19 protein-coding genes and 1 pseudogene are annotated in these 16,978 nt (G+C 64.0%); 6 read left to right on the top strand and 14 right to left on the bottom strand.

The annotated features are described in order from the left end of the window. Window positions 1-164: 164 nt before the first annotated feature. A complete protein-coding gene (locus tag RTH74_RS12385) occupies window positions 165-2,159 on the bottom strand; it encodes an alkaline phosphatase family protein (RefSeq protein ID WP_316914869.1) in 1,995 nt (664 codons plus the stop codon). A gap of 61 nt (window positions 2,160-2,220) precedes the next feature. Further along, a complete protein-coding gene (locus RTH74_RS12380) occupies window positions 2,221-2,904 on the bottom strand; it encodes a Crp/Fnr family transcriptional regulator (RefSeq protein WP_316914868.1) in 684 nt (227 codons plus the stop codon). 123 nt (window positions 2,905-3,027) lie between these two features. Here RTH74_RS12380 and RTH74_RS12375 point away from each other — a divergent pair, with 123 nt between their 5' ends. Continuing rightward, window positions 3,028-3,552 carry an Mpo1-like protein gene (locus RTH74_RS12375; protein ID WP_316914867.1) on the top strand — a complete coding sequence of 175 codons (525 nt, stop codon included), beginning with the start codon at window positions 3,028-3,030 and terminating at the stop codon, window positions 3,550-3,552. An 81-nt stretch (window positions 3,553-3,633) separates the two neighbouring features. Here RTH74_RS12375 and RTH74_RS12370 read toward each other — a convergent pair whose 3' ends face one another. Both RTH74_RS12370 and RTH74_RS12365 read right to left on the bottom strand, forming a co-directional pair. Further along, entirely contained in the window at window positions 3,634-4,380 is a 747-nt protein-coding gene (locus RTH74_RS12370; RefSeq protein WP_316914866.1) for a hypothetical protein, read from the bottom strand. Window positions 4,381-4,510: 130 nt separating this feature from the next. Then, window positions 4,511-5,296 (bottom strand): helix-turn-helix domain-containing protein, encoded by a 786-nt coding sequence (locus RTH74_RS12365; RefSeq protein ID WP_099526695.1) that lies wholly within the window; start codon window positions 5,294-5,296, stop codon window positions 4,511-4,513. Between the two features lie 122 nt (window positions 5,297-5,418). On the opposite strand from RTH74_RS12365, the gene RTH74_RS12360 reads away from it, so the two are divergent. Continuing rightward, window positions 5,419-5,820, top strand: a complete 402-nt coding sequence (locus RTH74_RS12360; protein ID WP_125881290.1) for a hypothetical protein — start codon at window positions 5,419-5,421, stop codon at window positions 5,818-5,820. A gap of 10 nt (window positions 5,821-5,830) precedes the next feature. Here RTH74_RS12360 and RTH74_RS12355 read toward each other — a convergent pair whose 3' ends face one another. Together RTH74_RS12355 and RTH74_RS12350 are read right to left on the bottom strand one after the other, a co-directional pair. Continuing rightward, entirely contained in the window at window positions 5,831-6,568 is a 738-nt protein-coding gene (locus RTH74_RS12355) for a sulfite exporter TauE/SafE family protein (protein ID WP_316914865.1), read from the bottom strand. Further along, complete coding sequence (locus tag RTH74_RS12350; RefSeq protein WP_316914864.1) at window positions 6,565-6,924, bottom strand: antibiotic biosynthesis monooxygenase; 360 nt, start codon at window positions 6,922-6,924, stop codon at window positions 6,565-6,567. Before RTH74_RS12350 ends, RTH74_RS12355 begins: the two co-directional genes overlap by 4 nt. A gap of 84 nt (window positions 6,925-7,008) precedes the next feature. Here RTH74_RS12350 and RTH74_RS12345 point away from each other — a divergent pair, with 84 nt between their 5' ends. After that, window positions 7,009-7,701 carry a metalloregulator ArsR/SmtB family transcription factor gene (locus RTH74_RS12345; protein WP_316914863.1) on the top strand — a complete coding sequence of 231 codons (693 nt, stop codon included), beginning with the start codon at window positions 7,009-7,011 and terminating at the stop codon, window positions 7,699-7,701. 177 nt (window positions 7,702-7,878) lie between these two features. On the opposite strand, the gene RTH74_RS12340 is transcribed toward RTH74_RS12345, so the two are convergent. From RTH74_RS12340 to oscA, 5 genes are all read right to left on the bottom strand, one after another. Beyond that, window positions 7,879-8,871, bottom strand: coding sequence for a sulfate/molybdate ABC transporter ATP-binding protein (locus tag RTH74_RS12340; protein WP_106735159.1), 993 nt, complete (start codon window positions 8,869-8,871; stop codon window positions 7,879-7,881). Window positions 8,872-8,926: 55 nt separating this feature from the next. Continuing rightward, entirely contained in the window at window positions 8,927-9,793 is an 867-nt protein-coding gene (gene cysW / locus RTH74_RS12335; RefSeq protein WP_256836052.1) for a sulfate ABC transporter permease subunit CysW, read from the bottom strand. 10 nt (window positions 9,794-9,803) lie between these two features. Further along, entirely contained in the window at window positions 9,804-10,616 is an 813-nt protein-coding gene (gene cysT, locus RTH74_RS12330; RefSeq protein ID WP_316914862.1) for a sulfate ABC transporter permease subunit CysT, read from the bottom strand. A gap of 161 nt (window positions 10,617-10,777) precedes the next feature. After that, window positions 10,778-11,779, bottom strand: coding sequence for a sulfate ABC transporter substrate-binding protein (locus tag RTH74_RS12325; protein ID WP_099526691.1), 1,002 nt, complete (start codon window positions 11,777-11,779; stop codon window positions 10,778-10,780). Window positions 11,780-11,893: 114 nt separating this feature from the next. Beyond that, the gene (gene oscA / locus RTH74_RS12320; RefSeq protein WP_036998842.1) at window positions 11,894-12,076 is read right to left on the bottom strand and encodes a sulfur starvation response protein OscA; all 183 of its coding nucleotides are present in this window, start codon (window positions 12,074-12,076) and stop codon (window positions 11,894-11,896) included. Window positions 12,077-12,321: 245 nt separating this feature from the next. Between oscA and RTH74_RS12315 the strand changes: the two genes are divergently transcribed. After that, window positions 12,322-12,903 carry an alpha/beta hydrolase gene (locus tag RTH74_RS12315; RefSeq protein ID WP_316914861.1) on the top strand — a complete coding sequence of 194 codons (582 nt, stop codon included), beginning with the start codon at window positions 12,322-12,324 and terminating at the stop codon, window positions 12,901-12,903. Window positions 12,904-13,080: 177 nt separating this feature from the next. After that, window positions 13,081-13,905: a sigma 54-interacting transcriptional regulator gene (locus RTH74_RS12310; protein WP_316914860.1), complete on the top strand. Its 825-nt coding sequence runs from the start codon at window positions 13,081-13,083 to the stop codon at window positions 13,903-13,905. Window positions 13,906-14,055: 150 nt separating this feature from the next. Here the strand turns inward: RTH74_RS12310 and modC are convergent, their stop codons facing one another. From modC to modA, 3 genes are all read right to left on the bottom strand, one after another. Next, complete coding sequence (gene modC, locus RTH74_RS12305) at window positions 14,056-15,180, bottom strand: molybdenum ABC transporter ATP-binding protein (RefSeq protein ID WP_316914859.1); 1,125 nt, start codon at window positions 15,178-15,180, stop codon at window positions 14,056-14,058. Further along, entirely contained in the window at window positions 15,180-15,860 is a 681-nt protein-coding gene (modB, locus tag RTH74_RS12300; RefSeq protein ID WP_316914858.1) for a molybdate ABC transporter permease subunit, read from the bottom strand. The genes modC and modB overlap by 1 nt, the downstream gene beginning before the upstream one ends. 78 nt (window positions 15,861-15,938) lie before the next feature. Further along, entirely contained in the window at window positions 15,939-16,694 is a 756-nt protein-coding gene (gene modA, locus RTH74_RS12295; protein ID WP_316914857.1) for a molybdate ABC transporter substrate-binding protein, read from the bottom strand. Window positions 16,695-16,819: 125 nt separating this feature from the next. Between modA and RTH74_RS24250 the strand changes: the two are divergent. Then, window positions 16,820-16,971 (top strand): annotated as a pseudogene (locus RTH74_RS24250) (hypothetical protein); the annotation flags it as partial. Between the last annotated feature and the right edge of the window lie 7 nt (window positions 16,972-16,978).

The following is a 16,978-nucleotide window of genomic DNA, read 5'->3' as shown; positions in this document are numbered from 1 at the left end:
AAAAATCTTGTGGCGCCAGTTTGAACCTAATTAGAGAGTGGAGAAGGTTCATGGGGCAAATCGGATAACTCCAGTAACGCCTGTTTTTTTCTCGCGGTGACTATCGCCAATTCGCCGGTAGTCTCGGGTACTTGCCCTGATGCTATTTGGCGTAGGCGCTCGGCTCACGGGTGGCTTGTGCCGCCGTCTCGCGGTACTGCACTGCGATCAGGATGCCCGGACAGTGGTGCTGTCGCCGGACCTGATTCACGCTCGGCGATGAACGCTGCAGGCTTTGACCCGTCCGCGTTGAGCTGCAGGATGCGCTTGGGCCGGCCCTGCTCGTCGAAGAACACCTGGCCAAGGCCGGCGCTGTTCCACAGGCGTTCACCCGAGCGGCTGCGATCGGGGATCAGCGGAGTGACGCGCATGCGGCGGCGCTTGGTCAGCCAGTTGAGGGGCGACCAGGGCGCGTAGAGCCAGCGATTGAGGCGGTCGAACCAGTCCAGCAGGTCGGCCGGGAATTCGTTCTTGATGCCGCTGCTGGTGATCTGCCAGATGGTCGGGCTGGCGCGCCGGTGGCGGATGTTCACGCGGTAGACGAAGGAGTAGTGCACGTCGCCGGAGAGGATGACGAAATCTCTTGGCGTACGTGAATGGCGGAAGATGTTCATCATCACGCTGGCCGCGCCGCGGTGGGCCATCCAGTTTTCTGCGTCGACCATCAGCGGGTGGCCGGCGAGTGTGAAGAGTTTCTGGATGCCCTCGATCAGTTTCACGCCGAACATGGGCGCCGCTGAAACGATGATGCAGCTGGGGTGATCGAGCAGCGCCTGCTGGAAGTCGCACAGCGCCTCCCAGTCCATCAGCCCCGAGGGTTTCGACAGGTGCCCTTCGCTGCGCCAACGCCGTGTGCGGGTATCCAGTACCAGCAGCGCCGGCGTGCTCGGCAGCACGTAGTGCCACTGTTCGAAGCCCTGCAACTGGTCGATCAGTGCGTCCTGCGCCTTGGCCTGCAGATGGTCGTCCTGGCGCTGCTCAAGCAGTTCGCGAAAGGCCTGCAGCGGCTCCTCGAACACGTCCGGGTTATTGCCCCAGCCCTGGCACAGCAGGTAGGCGAGCAGGGCGTTGCCGATGATGCGTTTGGAGAACGGATGGCCATAAGCGGTCTGCTCCCAGCGGGCCGAGAGGTTCCAGTCATCGGTGACGTCGTGGTCGTCGAAGATCATCAACGTCGGCAGGTGGGCGAATACCCGCGCGACCTGGCCAAGATTCTGGCGGAACGCATCGATACGCTCGCGTTCGTTGGCGTAACGCTGCTGTTGTTCTTCATCCAGCGGCGGCTGCTTTTCGCTGATCAGTGTCCAGGGCACCGGCGACCAGACCAGCAGGTACATGGCGATCATCTCGGCGAAGGTCACCAGGTGGTTGTCGGCACTGTTGCTGGTAAAGACCGGCTTTTCCACACCGCCGAAGAACTTGTCGCGCAGGGTCTGGTTGCTCTTCACCGCGGGCAGCAGTTCGGCGCGCTGGTAGTAGCCGACCGGGTTGGCGTAGAGCGCCTGGCTGTCCTCGACCACCGCGCCTTCAAGAAACTCATCGAACAGGCCGAGGCGGGCGATCAGTTGGTGGATGGCGCACAGCAATGGGCCAGCGACATCGTCGACGTAGACCTGGTCGCCGCTCATCAGCAGCAGGGCCGGGCGCTGCTTGGCTTCGGGCTGACTTGCCAGCAGGCGGTCGGCGCAGAGCAGGCCGTCATCGGCAGCATGGTGTGGCTTGCGGCAGGAGCCATGGAGCAGGTGATCGACACGCGAGCGCAGGACGAAATCGGCATGCTCGGCGCCGTCATGCATCAGGTGCGGTGCCCAGTCGCGCATGCCTTGCGGATCATCGTCAGCGACGATCTGCAGGTCATAGGCGATGCGTACGTCTTGCGGCAGGGCCTGCGTAAGGGGCAGGTCGATCAGATGCAGCACGGCATGTCGGCCGAGCGGCAGTTGCTGGCAGTGTTCGTTCAGTGCATGTGTCTGCTGCGTCTGGCCTTCGGGCTGCAGCCACAGTTGCAGGCTCAGCTCGCGACTCGCCACCAGCCACAGTACCAGGCGGCCGGGCTCCAGGCGGCGCAGCAGCGGGCCGGCGAGCACATCGGGCAGCGGAGCGGAGGCATTGTCTGGCATCGGCACGGTACTTCCTGCGGATAAATGAACAGGGCTTGGACAGTGGCAGGACGCCAGCGGTTCAGGAGGCCAGCTGGCGCAGGTGCTCGATGTCGAGAATTTCGATTTCGCCGTAGGTCAGCTGCACCACGCCTTGTGCCTGCAGCTCCTTGAGGATCTGGTTGGTGGTCTGACGTGACAGCGAGAGCATCAGCGCCAGCTGTTCCTGGGCCAGGTGCAGCACCCGGCGGGGTTCGCTGTCACCGTAGTTTTCGGCGATCAGCAGCAGGCGTCGGGCCAGGCGCGGCGCGGCGGGCAGCAGGCTCATGTCTTCCAGGGCGAGGAAGGCCAGGCGCAGCTTGTGGCTCATCAGCAGGGCAAAGTCGCGCCAGTGTTGCGGCTGGTGTTCGAGCAGGGCGAGCAGCTCGGCCTGTGGCAACAGCAGCAGGGTGCTGGCGCTTTCGGTGAAGGCATCGTGGGTGCGCGGCAAACCATCGAACAGGGAAATCTCGCCGAACCAGTAAGGCGGCTCGACCAGTGTCAGCAGCGCCTCCTTGCCGTTCTCGCTGACCGCGCCGACGCGCACGGCGCCTTCGACCACCGCATACAGCCCGCTGGGTTTGTCGCCACGGCGAAACAGCCGCTGGCCGGCGTCCAGGCGCTGCACCTGGGCCATGTCCAGCAGACTCTGGCTCAGCGCTGCTGGCAAGGCGGCGAACCAGTGCCCCTGGTTCAGTTGGCTGAGGTAATGGCGGGGATCGGGCATTGCGGCTCCTGTGAGGTTGCGCGGCGATGTGGCCTTCCCTGCCATTGTCGGCTAGCCGACAGTGCGACGAGCCACGGCGAGGTGATCATGCTCGGGCCCGTTTCACACATGAGGACGATAACAATGAAAACCCTCGTCGATCACCTGGCGCAGTATGCCGCCTACCACCGCGACCGACGCAACATTGCCAGTCATTTCATCGGCATCCCGATGATCGTGCTGGCCGTCGCCGTGCTGCTGTCGCGGCCAGGTTTCGAAATCGCTGGCCTGTGGCTGGCGCCTGCCACGCTGACGGCGCTGGCTGCCGCCTTGTTCTATCTGCGTCTGGATACCCGCTTCGGCCTGCTCATGGCCTTACTGCTGGGGCTGTGCCTGTGGGCCGGTGCCAACCTGGCGGTCGCCTCCACGGCCTTGTGGCTGACGGCAGGCATTGGTCTGTTCGTGGTTGGCTGGGTGATCCAGTTCGTTGGCCATTACTACGAAGGGCGCAAGCCGGCGTTCGTCGATGACGTCATGGGGCTGATCGTTGGTCCGCTGTTCGTGGCCGCTGAACTGGCTTTCCTGCTCGGCCTGCGCAAGGAAGTCGAACATGCCGTGGTGGAGATCGCCGGCCCGACCTGCATCCGCGAGAAGAAGGCGCTGGCCTGAGCCCGCACTGCTGTTCGTAGCGGCTAAAGCCCCTCCCACAATTCCTAGAGGCCGTGGGAGGGGCTTTAGCCGCGAGCCTTTCTAGAACATCTCCATCCACTGCGCTGTCATCGAGCGAGCGTGGCGGTCCACGGTGATGGGGGCGAAGGGACGGCCGGAAACGCTCTGCAGGGCGTTGCTCTGGCTGTTCATGTCGGCCAGCGCGGCGCGCAGGTAACTCCAGCGTGTCTGCAGCTTGCTCACCTGTGGGTCGGATTGGTCCTTGAGTGCCTGCAGTTCACTGTCGATGGCCGGCAGCAGCAGGCGTTCGTCCTGGCCGAGGTAGGTGCCGGGTTGTTCCCGAGCGATCTCGAAGGTGCCCAGGTAGGAACGGCTGAGGTATTGCACGCTGAGGTACTCGACCTTGGCCGCCAGTTCGCTCTGGCCTTCGGCGCTCGGCAGGGCCCGGGCTGCGCTGAGAAAATCGCGCAGGGCACGGCTTAGGTCTTCGGGGAAGCGCCAGGGCACGTTCTCGTCACCGGGGCCATAGGAAACACCGTTGCGCAATTGGGTAACGAGTGCCTGATGGGCGCTGGTGAGTTCGGCGCTGCCCTGCGGCAGGCTCTGCATGGCACCGGCCAGAGCGGCCAGGTCGGCTTCCAGGCGCTGCTGATGGGTCTTCTGGAAGCCTTCGCCACGTAACAGCATCAGGCTGCTGGTGGCGCGGCTGGCGTGTACCTGAATCTGTTCCTGCGGGCTGACGGCCTCGGCGAAGGCCATTGGCGAGAGCCCGACGAAAAGTCCGAGCGACCAGAAAAAAGCATGACGCAACAGTGCTTTACAGCGCATCCGGGGTGCTCCTTGTTATTGTTTTGAGCAGGTATGCATTGGCAGCGTCAACGACGCAGCGCCAAGACTACTGCGCCAAGCGTAGCGGAGCATGACCCGAAAGAGTGATTTCGTCGGAAATCGCTACCGTTCAGGGGCTTTTATTCAGATTGCGCAGGTACTCGGCAGTGAAGGCGTCGGCGGGGAAGAAGGTCTCCAGTGCCAGCTCAGCCAGGGTCACGTCATTCGGCGTGCCGAACACCGTGATGGTGCTGATCAGGCTGAGTACGCCTTGCTCGCTGTGCAGTTGCAGCGGCACCAGCACGGCCTCGCTCGGTGGCGCAGGGACTTCCGCCGGCGCTGGATAGCCGCGTAGCTCATCGAGCAGTCTGAACAGGGCTTCATCGCCGCTGATTTCCGCGTCGCGCTGCAGGCGCATCAGCAGGTGGGCGCGCCACAGCGCCAGGTTGGCGATGCGCGGTGCCAGGCCTTCGGGATGCAGTGACAGGCGCATCACGTTGAGCGGCGGGCCGAGCAGGAAATCCGGCATGCCGGCGAGAAAGGGGCTGACCGAGGCGTTGGCTGCCAGCAGATTCCACTGTCGGTCGATGGCCAGTGCCGGATAGGGCTCATGGGCCTTGAGCAACTGCTCAATGGCCTGGCGGGCTGGAGCCAGTGCCGGATCGCTCAGCTCGTGCTGGCTGTACAGCGGGGCGAAGCCGGCGGCACTGAGCAGGCGATTGCGCTCGCGCAGGGGGATATCCAACTGCTCGGCCAGGTGCAGCAGCATCTCGCGGCTGGGTTGGGCGCGTCCGGTTTCGACGAAGCTCAGGTGGCGGGTGGATATCTCCGCCTCGCAGGCGAGGTCGAGCTGGCTCAGGCGGCGCCGCTGGCGCCATTGGCGCAACAGGGCGCCGGCGGTCTGGGTAGTGTTCATGGTCAGCACGATAGTTCAGTCAGGTCATGTCGGCCATTACCTGGCAGGTAATCGACGCCCCGCGTGTTTCGGCGAAATCTGTAGGCCAGGCACCAGTCCGGTGCCCCTATGGAGGATTCGCCATGAACGCACTACAACCCACCCCGATGCTGCGCAACGCTCTCTTGCTCGATGGTCTGCTCAGCGGCGTCACTGGCCTGCTGCTGGTCCTGGCGGCCGGCTGGCTGGGCGCCTTCCTCGAACTGCCGCGCCTGCTGTTGCTGGTCGCCGGTAGCGCGCTGTTGCCCTTCGCCGCACTGCTGGTGTGGTTGTCCAACCGCGCCGAGATCAGCCGCCAGGCCATTTGGGCGGTGATCGCGGTCAACGCGCTGTGGGTGATCGACAGCTTGCTGCTACTGGTGATTGGCTGGGTGTCGCCGAACCTGTTCGGCTACGCCTTCGTCATTGCTCAGGCTTTGGCGGTCGGGCTGCTGGCCGAACTGCAATGGTTCGGCCTCAAGCACTCGCAGGCTGCCGTGGCCTGATGAGGCCGGCTCAGAGGCCGCGCAACGCCAGCTCGGCGCCGAGCAGCAACAGGCCGATGAAGAACCAGCGTTTGAAGCGCTCTGCGCTGATGCGCTTGCGCAACCACTGGCCGGCGGCCATGCCCAGCAGCGCGGGCAGCAGTGCGAGGGCCGATACACCCAGCACCGCCGGTTGCAGCAGTTCACCGCTGTGACCGAGCGCTGCCGCCAGGGCCAGGGTGGACACGCTGAAGGACAGCCCCAGGGCCTGAACCAGGTCGTCCTTCTCCAGGCCGATGGCCTGCAGGTAAGGCACGGCGGGAATCACGAACACGCCGGTAACTGCGGTAATCGCACCAGTTATGGCGCCGATCACCGGGCTTAGCCAGCCCTCCTTGGCCCGCTCCACGCGAAAGTGCACCTTGGCCAGGCCAAGCACTGCGTAGAGCACCAGGGCGGCGCCCAGCCAGCGTGTGGCGCCGGGCAGGTCGAGACTCTGCAGCAAGCCGGCGACCAGCAGCGTGCCGAAAAGAATCCCCAGCAGCATCGGCCACAGCCGGCGCAGCATCGGTAGCGGGCTGCGGCCGTCGCATAGCTGCCAGATGTTGGTCACCATCGATGGGATGATCAGCAGCGCGGCGGCCTGCAGTGGGGCCATCACCAGGCCGAGCAAACCCACGGCGATGGTCGGCAGGCCGAGGCCGACCACGCCCTTGACCATGCCGGCGAGCAGGAAGGTGACGAGGATAAGCGGCAAATGCTCGGTCATCGTCCCGCCCCCTGTTCGTGGATCGCCCGGCTGTCGGCAGGCGCCTCGTTGCGTTCCTGCATGCCGTAGTCGCGTAGTACCTGGGCCACGCGCAGACGATAGTGGCTGAAGACCTCCTCGCGTCCTGCCGTCTGTGCGCGTCGGTGTTCATCGCGCTGGCGCCAGGCCTGGACCGAGGCTTCGTCCTGCCAGAACGAAAGGGACAGAATCTTCCCCGGCTGGGTGAGGCTCTGGAAGCGCTCGATGGAAATGAAACCCGGCTGCTCGGCGAGCAGCGGGCGCAACTCGCCGGCGAGGTCGAGATAGTCCTGCTGCAGGCCTGGCTTGGCCTCAACTTCGAAGATCACGGCGAGCATCGGTTTCTCCCTGGCTGGCTCTGACGGACATTGCCTGCCAGTATCCACATTTACTGCACGCCATGTTTCGTCATAAGGTGAACGATGGAGTACGCACCGGGTTTCAGTTCGATCGCCGCCCTGCTCGCCGATGCCGGGCGTGCTGCCATGGTCTGGGCACTGATGGATGGCAGTGCGCGGCCGGCCGGTGAGCTGGCCTTGCTGGCGGGGCTGTCGCCGTCGTCGACCAGTGCGCACCTGGCGAAGCTGGTGGAAGGTGGCCTGTTGGCGCAGCAGCGCCATGGACGCAATCGCTACTACCGCCTGGCCGGGCCGGAGGTTGGGCAACTGGTCGAGGCGCTGGCCAGTGCTGCACTGGCTGCACAGCCTCGGCAAACTCGCGCTATACCAAGCTCGCGCGGCACGCCGCAGCCCATGCGTGAGGCGCGCACCTGCTACGACCATCTGGCCGGCGAACTGGCGGTCGGTGTGTTCGCGCGCATGCGTGCAGCTGACTGGCTGAGCGAGGAGGGCGGGGCACTGAAGCTGACGGTAACCGGTGAGCAGGGCCTGCAGGCGTTGGGTGTCGATCTGCAACAGGTCAACCGTCAGCGCCGCCAGCGTCTGTGCGCCTGCCCGGACTGGAGTGAGCGCAAGCCGCATCTCGGTGGTGCGCTGGGCGCGGCGTTGCTGAATCTGTGCGAAGGCGAGGGCTGGCTGCGGCGCAGCCAGGGTTCGCGTGCGCTACAGGTTTCACCGCAGGGACGCAGGGCGATCATGGCGATCGCGGCTTCGTAGCTTTGTAGGGTGGGGCGGGCGGCGATCCGCTTTAGCCCACCAATAAAGGTTGAGCTCTGTTTCGGTGGGCTGAAACCCACCCTACGCCCACCCTACGCTCGTCCTACTTACTAAGGCATGCCAATGCTTCACCGCGTAGGAGTTGCGCCCCGGGGCGCAACTCCTACAGGTGTGGCTTTAGGCTGAGGTGCTGACCGGCTTGCCGCCCTTGGGCTTGAAGTACAGGGTGGTGCCACGGGCGAGGTTGTCCAGGCTGACGTGATCCTTGGCCACCTCGGCCTCGATCAATTCGTCCTGGCCCTCGACCTTGAGGGTGATGCGGGTGATCGCGCCGAGCAGGCGGATGTCGCGCACTTCGCCGGCCTTGTGCTCCGGGCTCGGTTCGCTGGACAGGTCGACCTCGTGCGGGCGGAACAGCACGTGGTGGTCATTGCCGACGTAGAGGCGGTTGGCATCACCGAGGAAGTGGTAGACGAAATCGCTGGCCGGGTGCTCGTAGACCTCGGCCGGGGTGCCGATCTGCTCGATCACGCCCTTGTTCATCACCACGATGCGGTCGGCCACTTCCATGGCTTCTTCCTGGTCGTGGGTGACGAACACGCTGGTCAGGTGCACTTCTTCGTGCAGGCGTGCCAGCCAGCGGCGCAGCTCCTTGCGCACCTTGGCATCCAGTGCGCCGAAGGGTTCGTCGAGCAGCAGCACTTTCGGTTCTACCGCCAGGGCGCGGGCCAGGGCGATACGCTGGCGCTGGCCGCCGGACAGCTGTTCCGGGTAGCGGTCGCCGAGCCAGTCGAGCTGCACCAGGTTGAGCAGCTCGTGCACTTTTTGCTGGATCACCTCTTCGCTCGGGCGCTCGCGCTTGGGCTTCATGCGCAGGCCGAAGGCGACGTTGTCGAACACCGTCATGTGGCGGAACAGCGCGTAGTGCTGGAACACGAAGCCGACATTGCGATCACGCACGTCATGCTCGGACACGTCCTCGCCGTGGAAGCCGATGGTGCCGCTGTCCGGGGTTTCCAGGCCGGCAATGATGCGCAGCAGGGTGGTCTTGCCGCAGCCGGACGGGCCGAGCAGGGCGACCAGCTCGCCGCTCTGGATGCTCAGGTTGATCTCGTTCAGCGCCTTGAACTGGCCGAACTGCTTGTTGACGCCTTTGACTTCGATACTCATGGCTTACCCCTGGTGGTTCCGTGGGCCGGGCCGCTTTCAGGCGGCGCTACGGCTGTCAGTCTTCTCGGTTGGCTTGTAGCTGGCGGCTAAGACGCGCTTCGCTCCATTGGCGAAGCAGCAGCACCACCAGGGCCATGACGAGCAGCAGGATCGCCACGCTGAAGGCAGCGACGATGTTGTACTCGTTGTAGAGAATCTCGATGTGCAGCGGCAGGGTGTTGGTGTACCCGCGGATATGCCCGGAAACCACCGAAACTGCGCCGAATTCGCCCATCGCCCGCGCGGTGCACAGCACCACGCCGTAAATCAGCGCCCATTTTACGTTAGGCAGCGTGACATGCCAGAACATCTGCCAACCATTGGCACCGAGCAGTCGCGCGGCCTCTTCCTCGGTGGTGCCCTGTTCCTCCATCAGCGGGATCAGCTCGCGGGCGACGAAGGGGAAGGTGACGAAGATGGTCGCCAGGACGATGCCCGGTACGGCGTAGACGATCTGCAGGTTCTGCGAGTCGAGATACGGCGCGAGAAAACTCTGCGAGCCGAATAGCAGCACGTAGATCAAGCCGGCGACTACCGGTGACACCGAGAATGGCATGTCGATCAGGGTGATCAGGATGCTCTTGCCGCGGAACTCGAACTTGGTCACCGCCCAAGCGGCGGCAACGCCGAACACCAGGTTCAGTGGTACCGAGATGGCGGTGGCGAGCAAGGTCAGCTTGAGTGCGGAAATGGCATCCGGCTCGCTGATCGCTTGCCAGAAGAACTCCAGGCCACGGCTGAGGCCCTGGCTGAGCACCATGTACAGCGGTAGCAGCAGGATCACCGCGAACACCGCCCAGGCGATGACGATCAGGGCGATGGCGCCGGGGGAGCGACTGGCCGGACGCGCAGCCGCGTTCTTGCCGAGGGTTGCAAGGCTCATGACGGGCTCCTCAGAGTTGCGGCTGAATGCGGTGCTGCAGGATGTTGATCAGCAGCAGCAGGATGAACGAGACCACCAGCATGATCACGCCGATGGCGGTGGCGCCCGGGTAATCGTACTGATCCAGCTTGGAGACGATCAGCAGCGGCAGGATCTCGGTCTTCAGCGGGATGTTGCCGGCGATGAACACCACCGAGCCGTACTCACCGACACCGCGGGCGAAGGCCAGGGCGAAACCGGTCAACCAGGCCGGCAGCAGGCTTGGCAGCAGTACATGGCGGAACACCTGCAACGGCTTGGCACCCAGGCAGGCGGCGGCTTCTTCGACTTCCTTGGGGATGTCGGCCAGCACCGGCTGCAGCGTGCGCACCACGAAAGGCAGGGTGACGAACACCAGCGCCAGGGTGATGCCCAGCGGGGTATAGGCAATCTTGAACGGGAACAGCGAGCCGATCAGACCGTTGGGTGCGTACAGCGCGGTGAGCGCGATACCGGCCACGGCGGTGGGCAGGGCGAATGGCATGTCGACCATGGCATCGATGATGCGCCGGCCAGGAAAGGTGTAGCGCACCAGCACCCAGGCGATGATGGTGCCGAGAATACCGTTGAGTACGGCCGCGGCCAGGGCGGTGCCGAACGACAGTTTCAGCGAGAACTGCAACTGGCGGTTGTTGAGCAGGGCCCACCATTGCTCGCTGGTCAGCTGGAAGGAGAAGAGGAACATCGCACCCAGCGGAATCAGCACGATCAACGCCAGGTAGGTGAGGGTGTAGCCCAGAGTCAGCCCGAAGCCGGGTATGACCGAGGAAGTTCGACGAGACATGGGGTGTCCTTTGGCTCAGGTCCGCGACAAGAGCTGGTTAAAAGTCTGCTGCGTCTTGGCCATGCTGCGATGGAACTGGCTCTGGTTCGCGAGACTTTTAGCCGGCGCTAAACAAGGCTCTCCACCCCGGAGGGTGGAGAGCCTGAGCGATCAAACCGGGATTACTGGTTGATCTTGGTGAAGATCTGATCGAACACCGCGCCGTCACCGAAGTACTTCGGCTGGGCTTCTTTCCAGCCGCCGAAATCCTTGTCGATGGTGACCAGCTTGAGGTCCTGGAACTGGTCCTTGAACTCGGCGGCGACCTTCTCGTTGCGTGGGCGATAGAAGTTCTTCGCGGCGATGCGCTGGCCTTCTTCGCTGTACAGGTGCTCGAGGTAGGCTTCGGCCACGGCGCGGGTGCCTTTGCGGTCGACGTTGGCATCGACCACCGCAACCGGCGGTTCGGCGAGGATCGACAGCGACGGGGTGACGATCTCCAGTTGATCGCCGCCTTCTTCGGCCAGCGACAGGTAGGCCTCGTTTTCCCAGGCCAGCAGCACGTCACCCAGGCCACGCTGGACGAAGCTGATGGTCGAGCCGCGTGCGCCGGTATCCAGCACCGGGGCGTGACGGTACAGCTCGGTCACGAACTCCAGGGCCTTGTCTTCGCTGCCGAATTTCTCGCGGGCATAGGCCCAGGCGGCGAGGAAGTTCCAGCGTGCGCCGCCGGAGGTTTTCGGGTTCGGGGTGATGACTTCCACGCCGTCTTTGACCAGGTCATCCCAGTCCTTGATACCTTTCGGGTTGCCCTTGCGCACCAGGAACACGATGGTCGAGGTGTAGGGGGTACTGTTGTCCGGCAGGCGCGCCTGCCAGTTCGGGTCGATCAGTTGCTGGTTGAGGTTGATCGCGTCGATATCGCCGGACAGGGCCAGGGTCACCACGTCAGCACGCAGACCATCAATCACCGCACGGGCCTGCTTGCCCGAGCCACCGTGGGACTGCTGGATGGCGACGGCGGGGTTGCCCTTGGCTTGCCAGAATTTGTTGAAGGCGGCGTTGTACTCGACGTACAGCTCGCGGGTCGGGTCGTAGGACACGTTGAGCAGCGGCTGGGCGATGGCCGGGCCGGCGATCAGGGTGCTGGCCAGCGCGGCCAGGGCGAAACGACGAATGGACATGGTGCAGCTCCTAACTGTTGAATTCTTGTGTTGGCGTATTGGGTGTCAGGCGAGGCGAACTGTTTCTAGCCCTCTGGTGGTCCAGTCGGGCTGCATCATGAGGTCGGTGTTCTGTCAGCTGTTCTTGGTGTTCGGTTGTTGCAGGCGAATCTTTTCCTTGCGCTCGATCTGCACCACTTGGCCGTTGTGGACGGTGATTTCCACCGAGCCGAATTTCAGGCCATGCAGGGCGGTCTGGATCTCGCGCAGGATGCTGGCTTCATCCTGGCCTTCGAGGTTTCTCAGCGTCGCAGTCATTTCCAGGCTCCTTATGAATAGGTCGCCACGGCGGCGGGATGGAGTACCGACGCTGGCGTGGAGCGGATAGTAGAGAGGCTGAAATATTCTTAAAAATATTGTTTAAGAACATTTATATGCTTTTTAGAAATATAAGACGTCAGGTGTCTGCTTTGCCTTTATGGAATAAGTAAATAAATTCTTATTCTTTTTGTAATAGGTTTGCGCTGCCTAGACTGACGCCATTCGATTCAAGGAGCGCCGTCATGGCCAGCGAAGCAATCCGTTATCTGATCCTGCCGGGCTGGCAGGGCTCACCCGAGGAACACTGGCAAAGCCACTGGCAGCGCAGCCTGCCCAACAGTGCGCGGGTCGAACAGCAGGACTGGCTCAACCCGCAACGGAGCGATTGGGTCGCTGCCTTGAACCAGGCGATTGCCGCTGATCCGCGTCCGGTCATCCTCATCGCTCATAGTCTGGGTTGCGTGACGGTGGCGCACTGGGTGGCGCAGGCGCCGGTCGAGTTGCTGCGCCGCGTGCGCGGCGCGCTGCTGGTGGCGCCGGCCGATGTCGAGCGGCCAGGCTGCCCCGTACCGTTGCAGAACTTCGCGCCGATACCGCGTGATCTGCTGCCCTTTCCCAGCCTGCTGGTGGGCTCCGACAACGACGCGGCGGCCAGTGCCCTGCGTGCCATGGAACTGGCGCGGGCCTGGGGCAGCGAGGCAGCGATCCTGACCGGTGCCGGGCATATCAACGTGAAGTCCGGGCACCGTTACTGGGAGCAGGGCTTCGGTTATCTGTATCGCCTGCAGAACCGCATCGAACAGCAGTCGCGCTTGCGCGCCTGAGCCGGTCACCACGTCACACCATTTTCAGAGCGGGGTCGGGCCAGGCAGCCGCCCGCTCTTTTTTATCGTCTGCCAGCCATGGCGGCCACCCTTCGGGCCGTTGCGGAGCAGTTGCTCCAGGCAGTTTTTTTCGCATACAGGCTGCGCCGGTGAGGTGTGGCTCAGGAGCTGCACGTCATGAGTTTTCCACCAGGCTTTCCACCGCCATTGACCTTCGCCGATTCGGACAAGAGCCCACTGAGCATTCGGGCTAAGGCGCTGGTATTCGTTGACGCCCGTTCGCGTCAATTGCGCGAGCGCGCCGAGGCGCTGGCGGGTAACGGCCAGCCGTTGCTGATCCTTGGCGAGACCGGTACCGGTAAGGAGTTGCTGGCGCGCTATATCCATCGCCACAGTGAGCGTGCTGGCCTTTTCGTGGCAGTGAGCTGCGCGGCGATCAGCCCGCAATGGGGTGAGGCCGAGCTGTTCGGGCATGTTGGCGGCGCTCATGTCGGCGCCGCCAGCAGTCGCGCCGGCTGGTTTGGCTCGGCCAATGGCGGCACGCTCTACCTGGATGAAATCGCCGACCTTTCGCGCCCGTTGCAGAGCAAGCTGCTGTCCGCACTGGAAACCCGCGAGGTGTATCGCGTTGGCGCCAGCCAGGCGTTGCCGGTGGATGTACGCCTGGTGGCGGCGAGCAGCATTGAGCTATCCCGCGCGGTGGCCGCCGGCACTTTCGATGAGCGCTTGTACGCCTACCTGTGCGATGGCCAGCTGCCGTTCCCAGCCCTGCGTCAGCGCGTCGGCGATATCCTGCCGTTGGCTGAATACTTCCTCGGCATCCATGCCCTGCGCCTGGGTCTGGCCATTCCGTCGATCAGCCCGGCGGCGCAGGCGGTGCTGGAGGCGCACCGCTGGCCCGGCAATACCCGTGAGCTGGAGAACGTCATCCACTTCGCCCTGCTGTTAGCCGGCCACGCCGAAATCGGGCCGGAGCATCTGGAGCTGCCGGGTATTGCGTAATGAATGGATGAGGCCGATCTTCCTCGCGCTGCGCGTAGGAGCTATCAACCTACGCGTGGTCGGTGCGCGCGGCGCACCGTACGGGGTGTGACGGCTTCAGCGTAGGGTGCGCAATGCGCACCAGGGGCTCCGCGGTCGCACAGCCAGGAATTACGGCGCCAGCAGCGACACCGACTTGATCTGCGCCCACAGCGCCTGGCCGGCGTGAATGCCCAACTGATCGAAGGAGTAGCGGGTGATTCGCGCCAGCAGGCGCTGATCGCCGATGCGCAGGGTCAACAGCATCTGCGCGTCCAGCGCCTGCCAGCCATCGACCCGCACCGGCAGCAGGTTGAGCAGGCTGCTGCCTTCGGCACGTTGCAGGCTGAGACTGACGTCGCGCGCCTTGATCTTCACCCGTACCCGATGCCCGCTGGGCAGCGCTGCATGGGGTAGGCGCAGGCGGGCTTCGCTGCCGGGAACGTTCAGTTGCAGCAGATCGTAGGCGGCATCGTGGCCACAGACCTGGCCGTCGATCACCGCTTCGGCCTCGTCATCGCTGGCGAACGGCAGATCGGCGCGCAACAGGGTCTCCTTGAGCGGGCCGCTGGCGCGCACCTGGCCTTCGTCGAGCAGCACCAGATGGTCTGCCAGGCGCGCCACTTCGTCCGGGGCGTGGCTGACGTAGAGCACAGGGATGTCCAGCTCCTCGTGCAGGCGCTGCAGATACGGTAGGACTTCGTGCTTGCGCTTGAGGTCGAGCGAAGCCAGCGGCTCGTCCATCAGCAGCAGGCGCGGGCTGGTGACCAGCGCGCGGGCGATACCGACGCGCTGGCGTTCGCCACCGGACAGCGCCGAGGGCATGCGCTCGAGCAGGTGGCCGATGCCCAGCAACTGCAGCGCCTGCTCCAGCGCCACTTTGCGTTGCGAGGCAGGGATGCGCCGCTGACCGTATTCCAGATTCTTGCGCACGCTCAGGTGCGGGAACAGGTTGGCGTCCTGGAACACGTAGCCGATGGCGCGCTTGTGCGCGGGCAGGAAGAAACCGCGCTCGCTGTCCTGCCAGAGCTCACCGGCTACCTGCAGGTAGCCCTGCTGCGGGCGATCCAGCCCGGCGAAGCAGCGCAGGCAACTGGTCTTGCCCGAACCGGAGTGGCCGAACAGCGCACTGACGCCGCGCCCGGGCAGGTCGAGGTCGACATCCAGAGTGAAGCCCGGATGCTTGACCACGAAGCGCGCGCGAATGCGCCCGTCGTCGTGAACGGCAGGTGGTGGGGCTTTGCCGAAACCGAACATCACAGTGCCCTCATCCGGTTACTGCGCCCGCTGTACAGCGTGAGCAGAACGATGAAGGAGAACGCCACCATACCGCCAGCCAGCCAGTGCGCCTGGGCGTAGTTCATGGTTTCCACGTGGTTGTAGATCTGCACCGACACCACCTGCGTCTTGCCCGGGATATTGCCGCCGATCATCAGCACCACGCCGAACTCACCGACGGTATGGGCAAAGCTGAGAATGGCGGCGGTGATGAAGCCCGGGCGGGCCAGTGGCAGCACCACGCTGAAGAAGCTGTCCCAGGGGTTGGCGCGCAAGGTCGCGGCAGCCTCCAGCGGGCCGCGACCGATGGCCTCGAAGGCGTTCTGCAGCGGCTGCACGACGAAGGGCAACGAATAGAAGATCGAACCGATCACCAGGCCGGTGAACGTGAAGGTGAAGGTACCGAGACCGAGGCTCTGCGTCAGCTGACCGAAGAAACCATTGGGCCCCATGCTCACCAACAGGTAGAAACCGATCACCGTCGGCGGCAGCACCAGCGGCAGCGCCACCACCGCGCCGACCGGGCGCTTGAGCCAGGAGTCGGTGCGCGCCAGCCACAGGGCAATCGGCGTGCCGATGATCAGCAGCAGCACGGTGGTCAGTGAGGCCAGCTCCAGGGTCAGGAGGATGGCATCGAGGTCATTCTTGGACAGCGGCATGGGTGGGTTCCGGTGGCAGACGTAGAGCGGATGCAATCCGGGGCATGCTCAGACAGATGGCCCCGGATTTCATCCGGGCTACGGCAGTTTATAGCCGAACGATTCGATCACCTTGGCCGCTTCCGGGCCTTTCAGGTATTCGACCAGTGCCGCCGCTGCCGGATTGTTTGCGCCCTGCTTGAGAATCACCGCGTCCTGCTTGATCGGGTCATACATATCATCGGGCACGATCCAGGCCGAGCCGCTGGTGACTTTGCCGTCCTTGTACACCTGCGACAGGGCGACGAAGCCCAGCTCGGCGTTGCCGGTGGAGACGAACTGATGCGCCTGAGTGATGTTCTGGCCTTCGACCAGTTTACTTTTCACGGTCGCGGTCAGGCCCAGCTTGTCCAGCACCTGAGTTGCGGCCAGTCCGTAGGGGGCGGCCTTCGGATTGGCGATGGACAGGTGCTTGAATTGCCCGGCTTTCAGCGCCGCGTCAGTACCATCGAGGTAGCTGGCATCGGCCGACCACAGCACCAGGCTGCCGATGGCGTAGGTGAAACGCGAGCCAGGTACGGTGTCACCTTCGCTTTCCAGCTTGGCCGGGGTGCTGTCGTCGGCGCTGAGGAATACATCGAAGGGCGCGCCATTCTTGATCTGCGCATAGAACTGCCCGGTGGCGCCGAAGGACGCCACCAGCTTGTGCCCGGTGGCCTGCTCGAACGCTGGCGCGAGTGCCTGGATCGGCGCGGTGAAGTTGGCGGCGACAGCGACCTTGACCTCGTCGGCGATGGCGCCGCTGGTGAAGATCAGGCCGAGGGCGAGCAGGCTGTGCTTGAGCGGCTTGAGCATGGGGATTCCTTATCGTTATCGGGTTGTGATCGGGTGTTGGCTCGACCCTGGCGGCAGGTCTGAATGCGGCAATCCTACATCGTTATGTTTTTTTGTATATAGCGCTATTGAGGTCTGTTTCCGTGGACGATCTTCGTGCGCACCGCTGCGAAGTCGAGCGCCTGCTGCTCGATGGCGTGGCCGACGCCTCGATCATGCCGACGCTGATCAGCGGCAACACCAACGCGCCGTACATCATGTCGGCGAGAAGGCCGCCGACCTGATCCGCCAGGGCTGACCCTGGA

It is taken from the genome of Pseudomonas sp. zfem001 (assembly GCF_032621725.1).
GTDB classification, from domain to species: Bacteria; Pseudomonadota; Gammaproteobacteria; order Pseudomonadales; family Pseudomonadaceae; genus Aquipseudomonas; species Aquipseudomonas sediminis.
This window is presented reverse-complemented; position numbering and strand designations above follow the sequence as displayed.

Coding starts and splice junctions, on each gene's coding strand:
- RTH74_RS12385 (WP_316914869.1), bottom strand. CDS start 2,159: ATGCCAGACAATGCCTCCGCTCCGCTGCCCGATGTGCTCGCCGGCCCG.
- RTH74_RS12380 (WP_316914868.1), bottom strand. CDS start 2,904: ATGCCCGATCCCCGCCATTACCTCAGCCAACTGAACCAGGGGCACTGG.
- RTH74_RS12375 (WP_316914867.1), top strand. CDS start 3,028: ATGAAAACCCTCGTCGATCACCTGGCGCAGTATGCCGCCTACCACCGC.
- RTH74_RS12370 (WP_316914866.1), bottom strand. CDS start 4,380: ATGCGCTGTAAAGCACTGTTGCGTCATGCTTTTTTCTGGTCGCTCGGA.
- RTH74_RS12365 (WP_099526695.1), bottom strand. CDS start 5,296: ATGAACACTACCCAGACCGCCGGCGCCCTGTTGCGCCAATGGCGCCAG.
- RTH74_RS12360 (WP_125881290.1), top strand. CDS start 5,419: ATGAACGCACTACAACCCACCCCGATGCTGCGCAACGCTCTCTTGCTC.
- RTH74_RS12355 (WP_316914865.1), bottom strand. CDS start 6,568: ATGACCGAGCATTTGCCGCTTATCCTCGTCACCTTCCTGCTCGCCGGC.
- RTH74_RS12350 (WP_316914864.1), bottom strand. CDS start 6,924: ATGCTCGCCGTGATCTTCGAAGTTGAGGCCAAGCCAGGCCTGCAGCAG.
- RTH74_RS12345 (WP_316914863.1), top strand. CDS start 7,009: ATGGAGTACGCACCGGGTTTCAGTTCGATCGCCGCCCTGCTCGCCGAT.
- RTH74_RS12340 (WP_106735159.1), bottom strand. CDS start 8,871: ATGAGTATCGAAGTCAAAGGCGTCAACAAGCAGTTCGGCCAGTTCAAG.
- cysW (WP_256836052.1), bottom strand. CDS start 9,793: ATGAGCCTTGCAACCCTCGGCAAGAACGCGGCTGCGCGTCCGGCCAGT.
- cysT (WP_316914862.1), bottom strand. CDS start 10,616: ATGTCTCGTCGAACTTCCTCGGTCATACCCGGCTTCGGGCTGACTCTG.
- RTH74_RS12325 (WP_099526691.1), bottom strand. CDS start 11,779: ATGTCCATTCGTCGTTTCGCCCTGGCCGCGCTGGCCAGCACCCTGATC.
- oscA (WP_036998842.1), bottom strand. CDS start 12,076: ATGACTGCGACGCTGAGAAACCTCGAAGGCCAGGATGAAGCCAGCATC.
- RTH74_RS12315 (WP_316914861.1), top strand. CDS start 12,322: ATGGCCAGCGAAGCAATCCGTTATCTGATCCTGCCGGGCTGGCAGGGC.
- RTH74_RS12310 (WP_316914860.1), top strand. CDS start 13,081: ATGAGTTTTCCACCAGGCTTTCCACCGCCATTGACCTTCGCCGATTCG.
- modC (WP_316914859.1), bottom strand. CDS start 15,180: ATGTTCGGTTTCGGCAAAGCCCCACCACCTGCCGTTCACGACGACGGG.
- modB (WP_316914858.1), bottom strand. CDS start 15,860: ATGCCGCTGTCCAAGAATGACCTCGATGCCATCCTCCTGACCCTGGAG.
- modA (WP_316914857.1), bottom strand. CDS start 16,694: ATGCTCAAGCCGCTCAAGCACAGCCTGCTCGCCCTCGGCCTGATCTTC.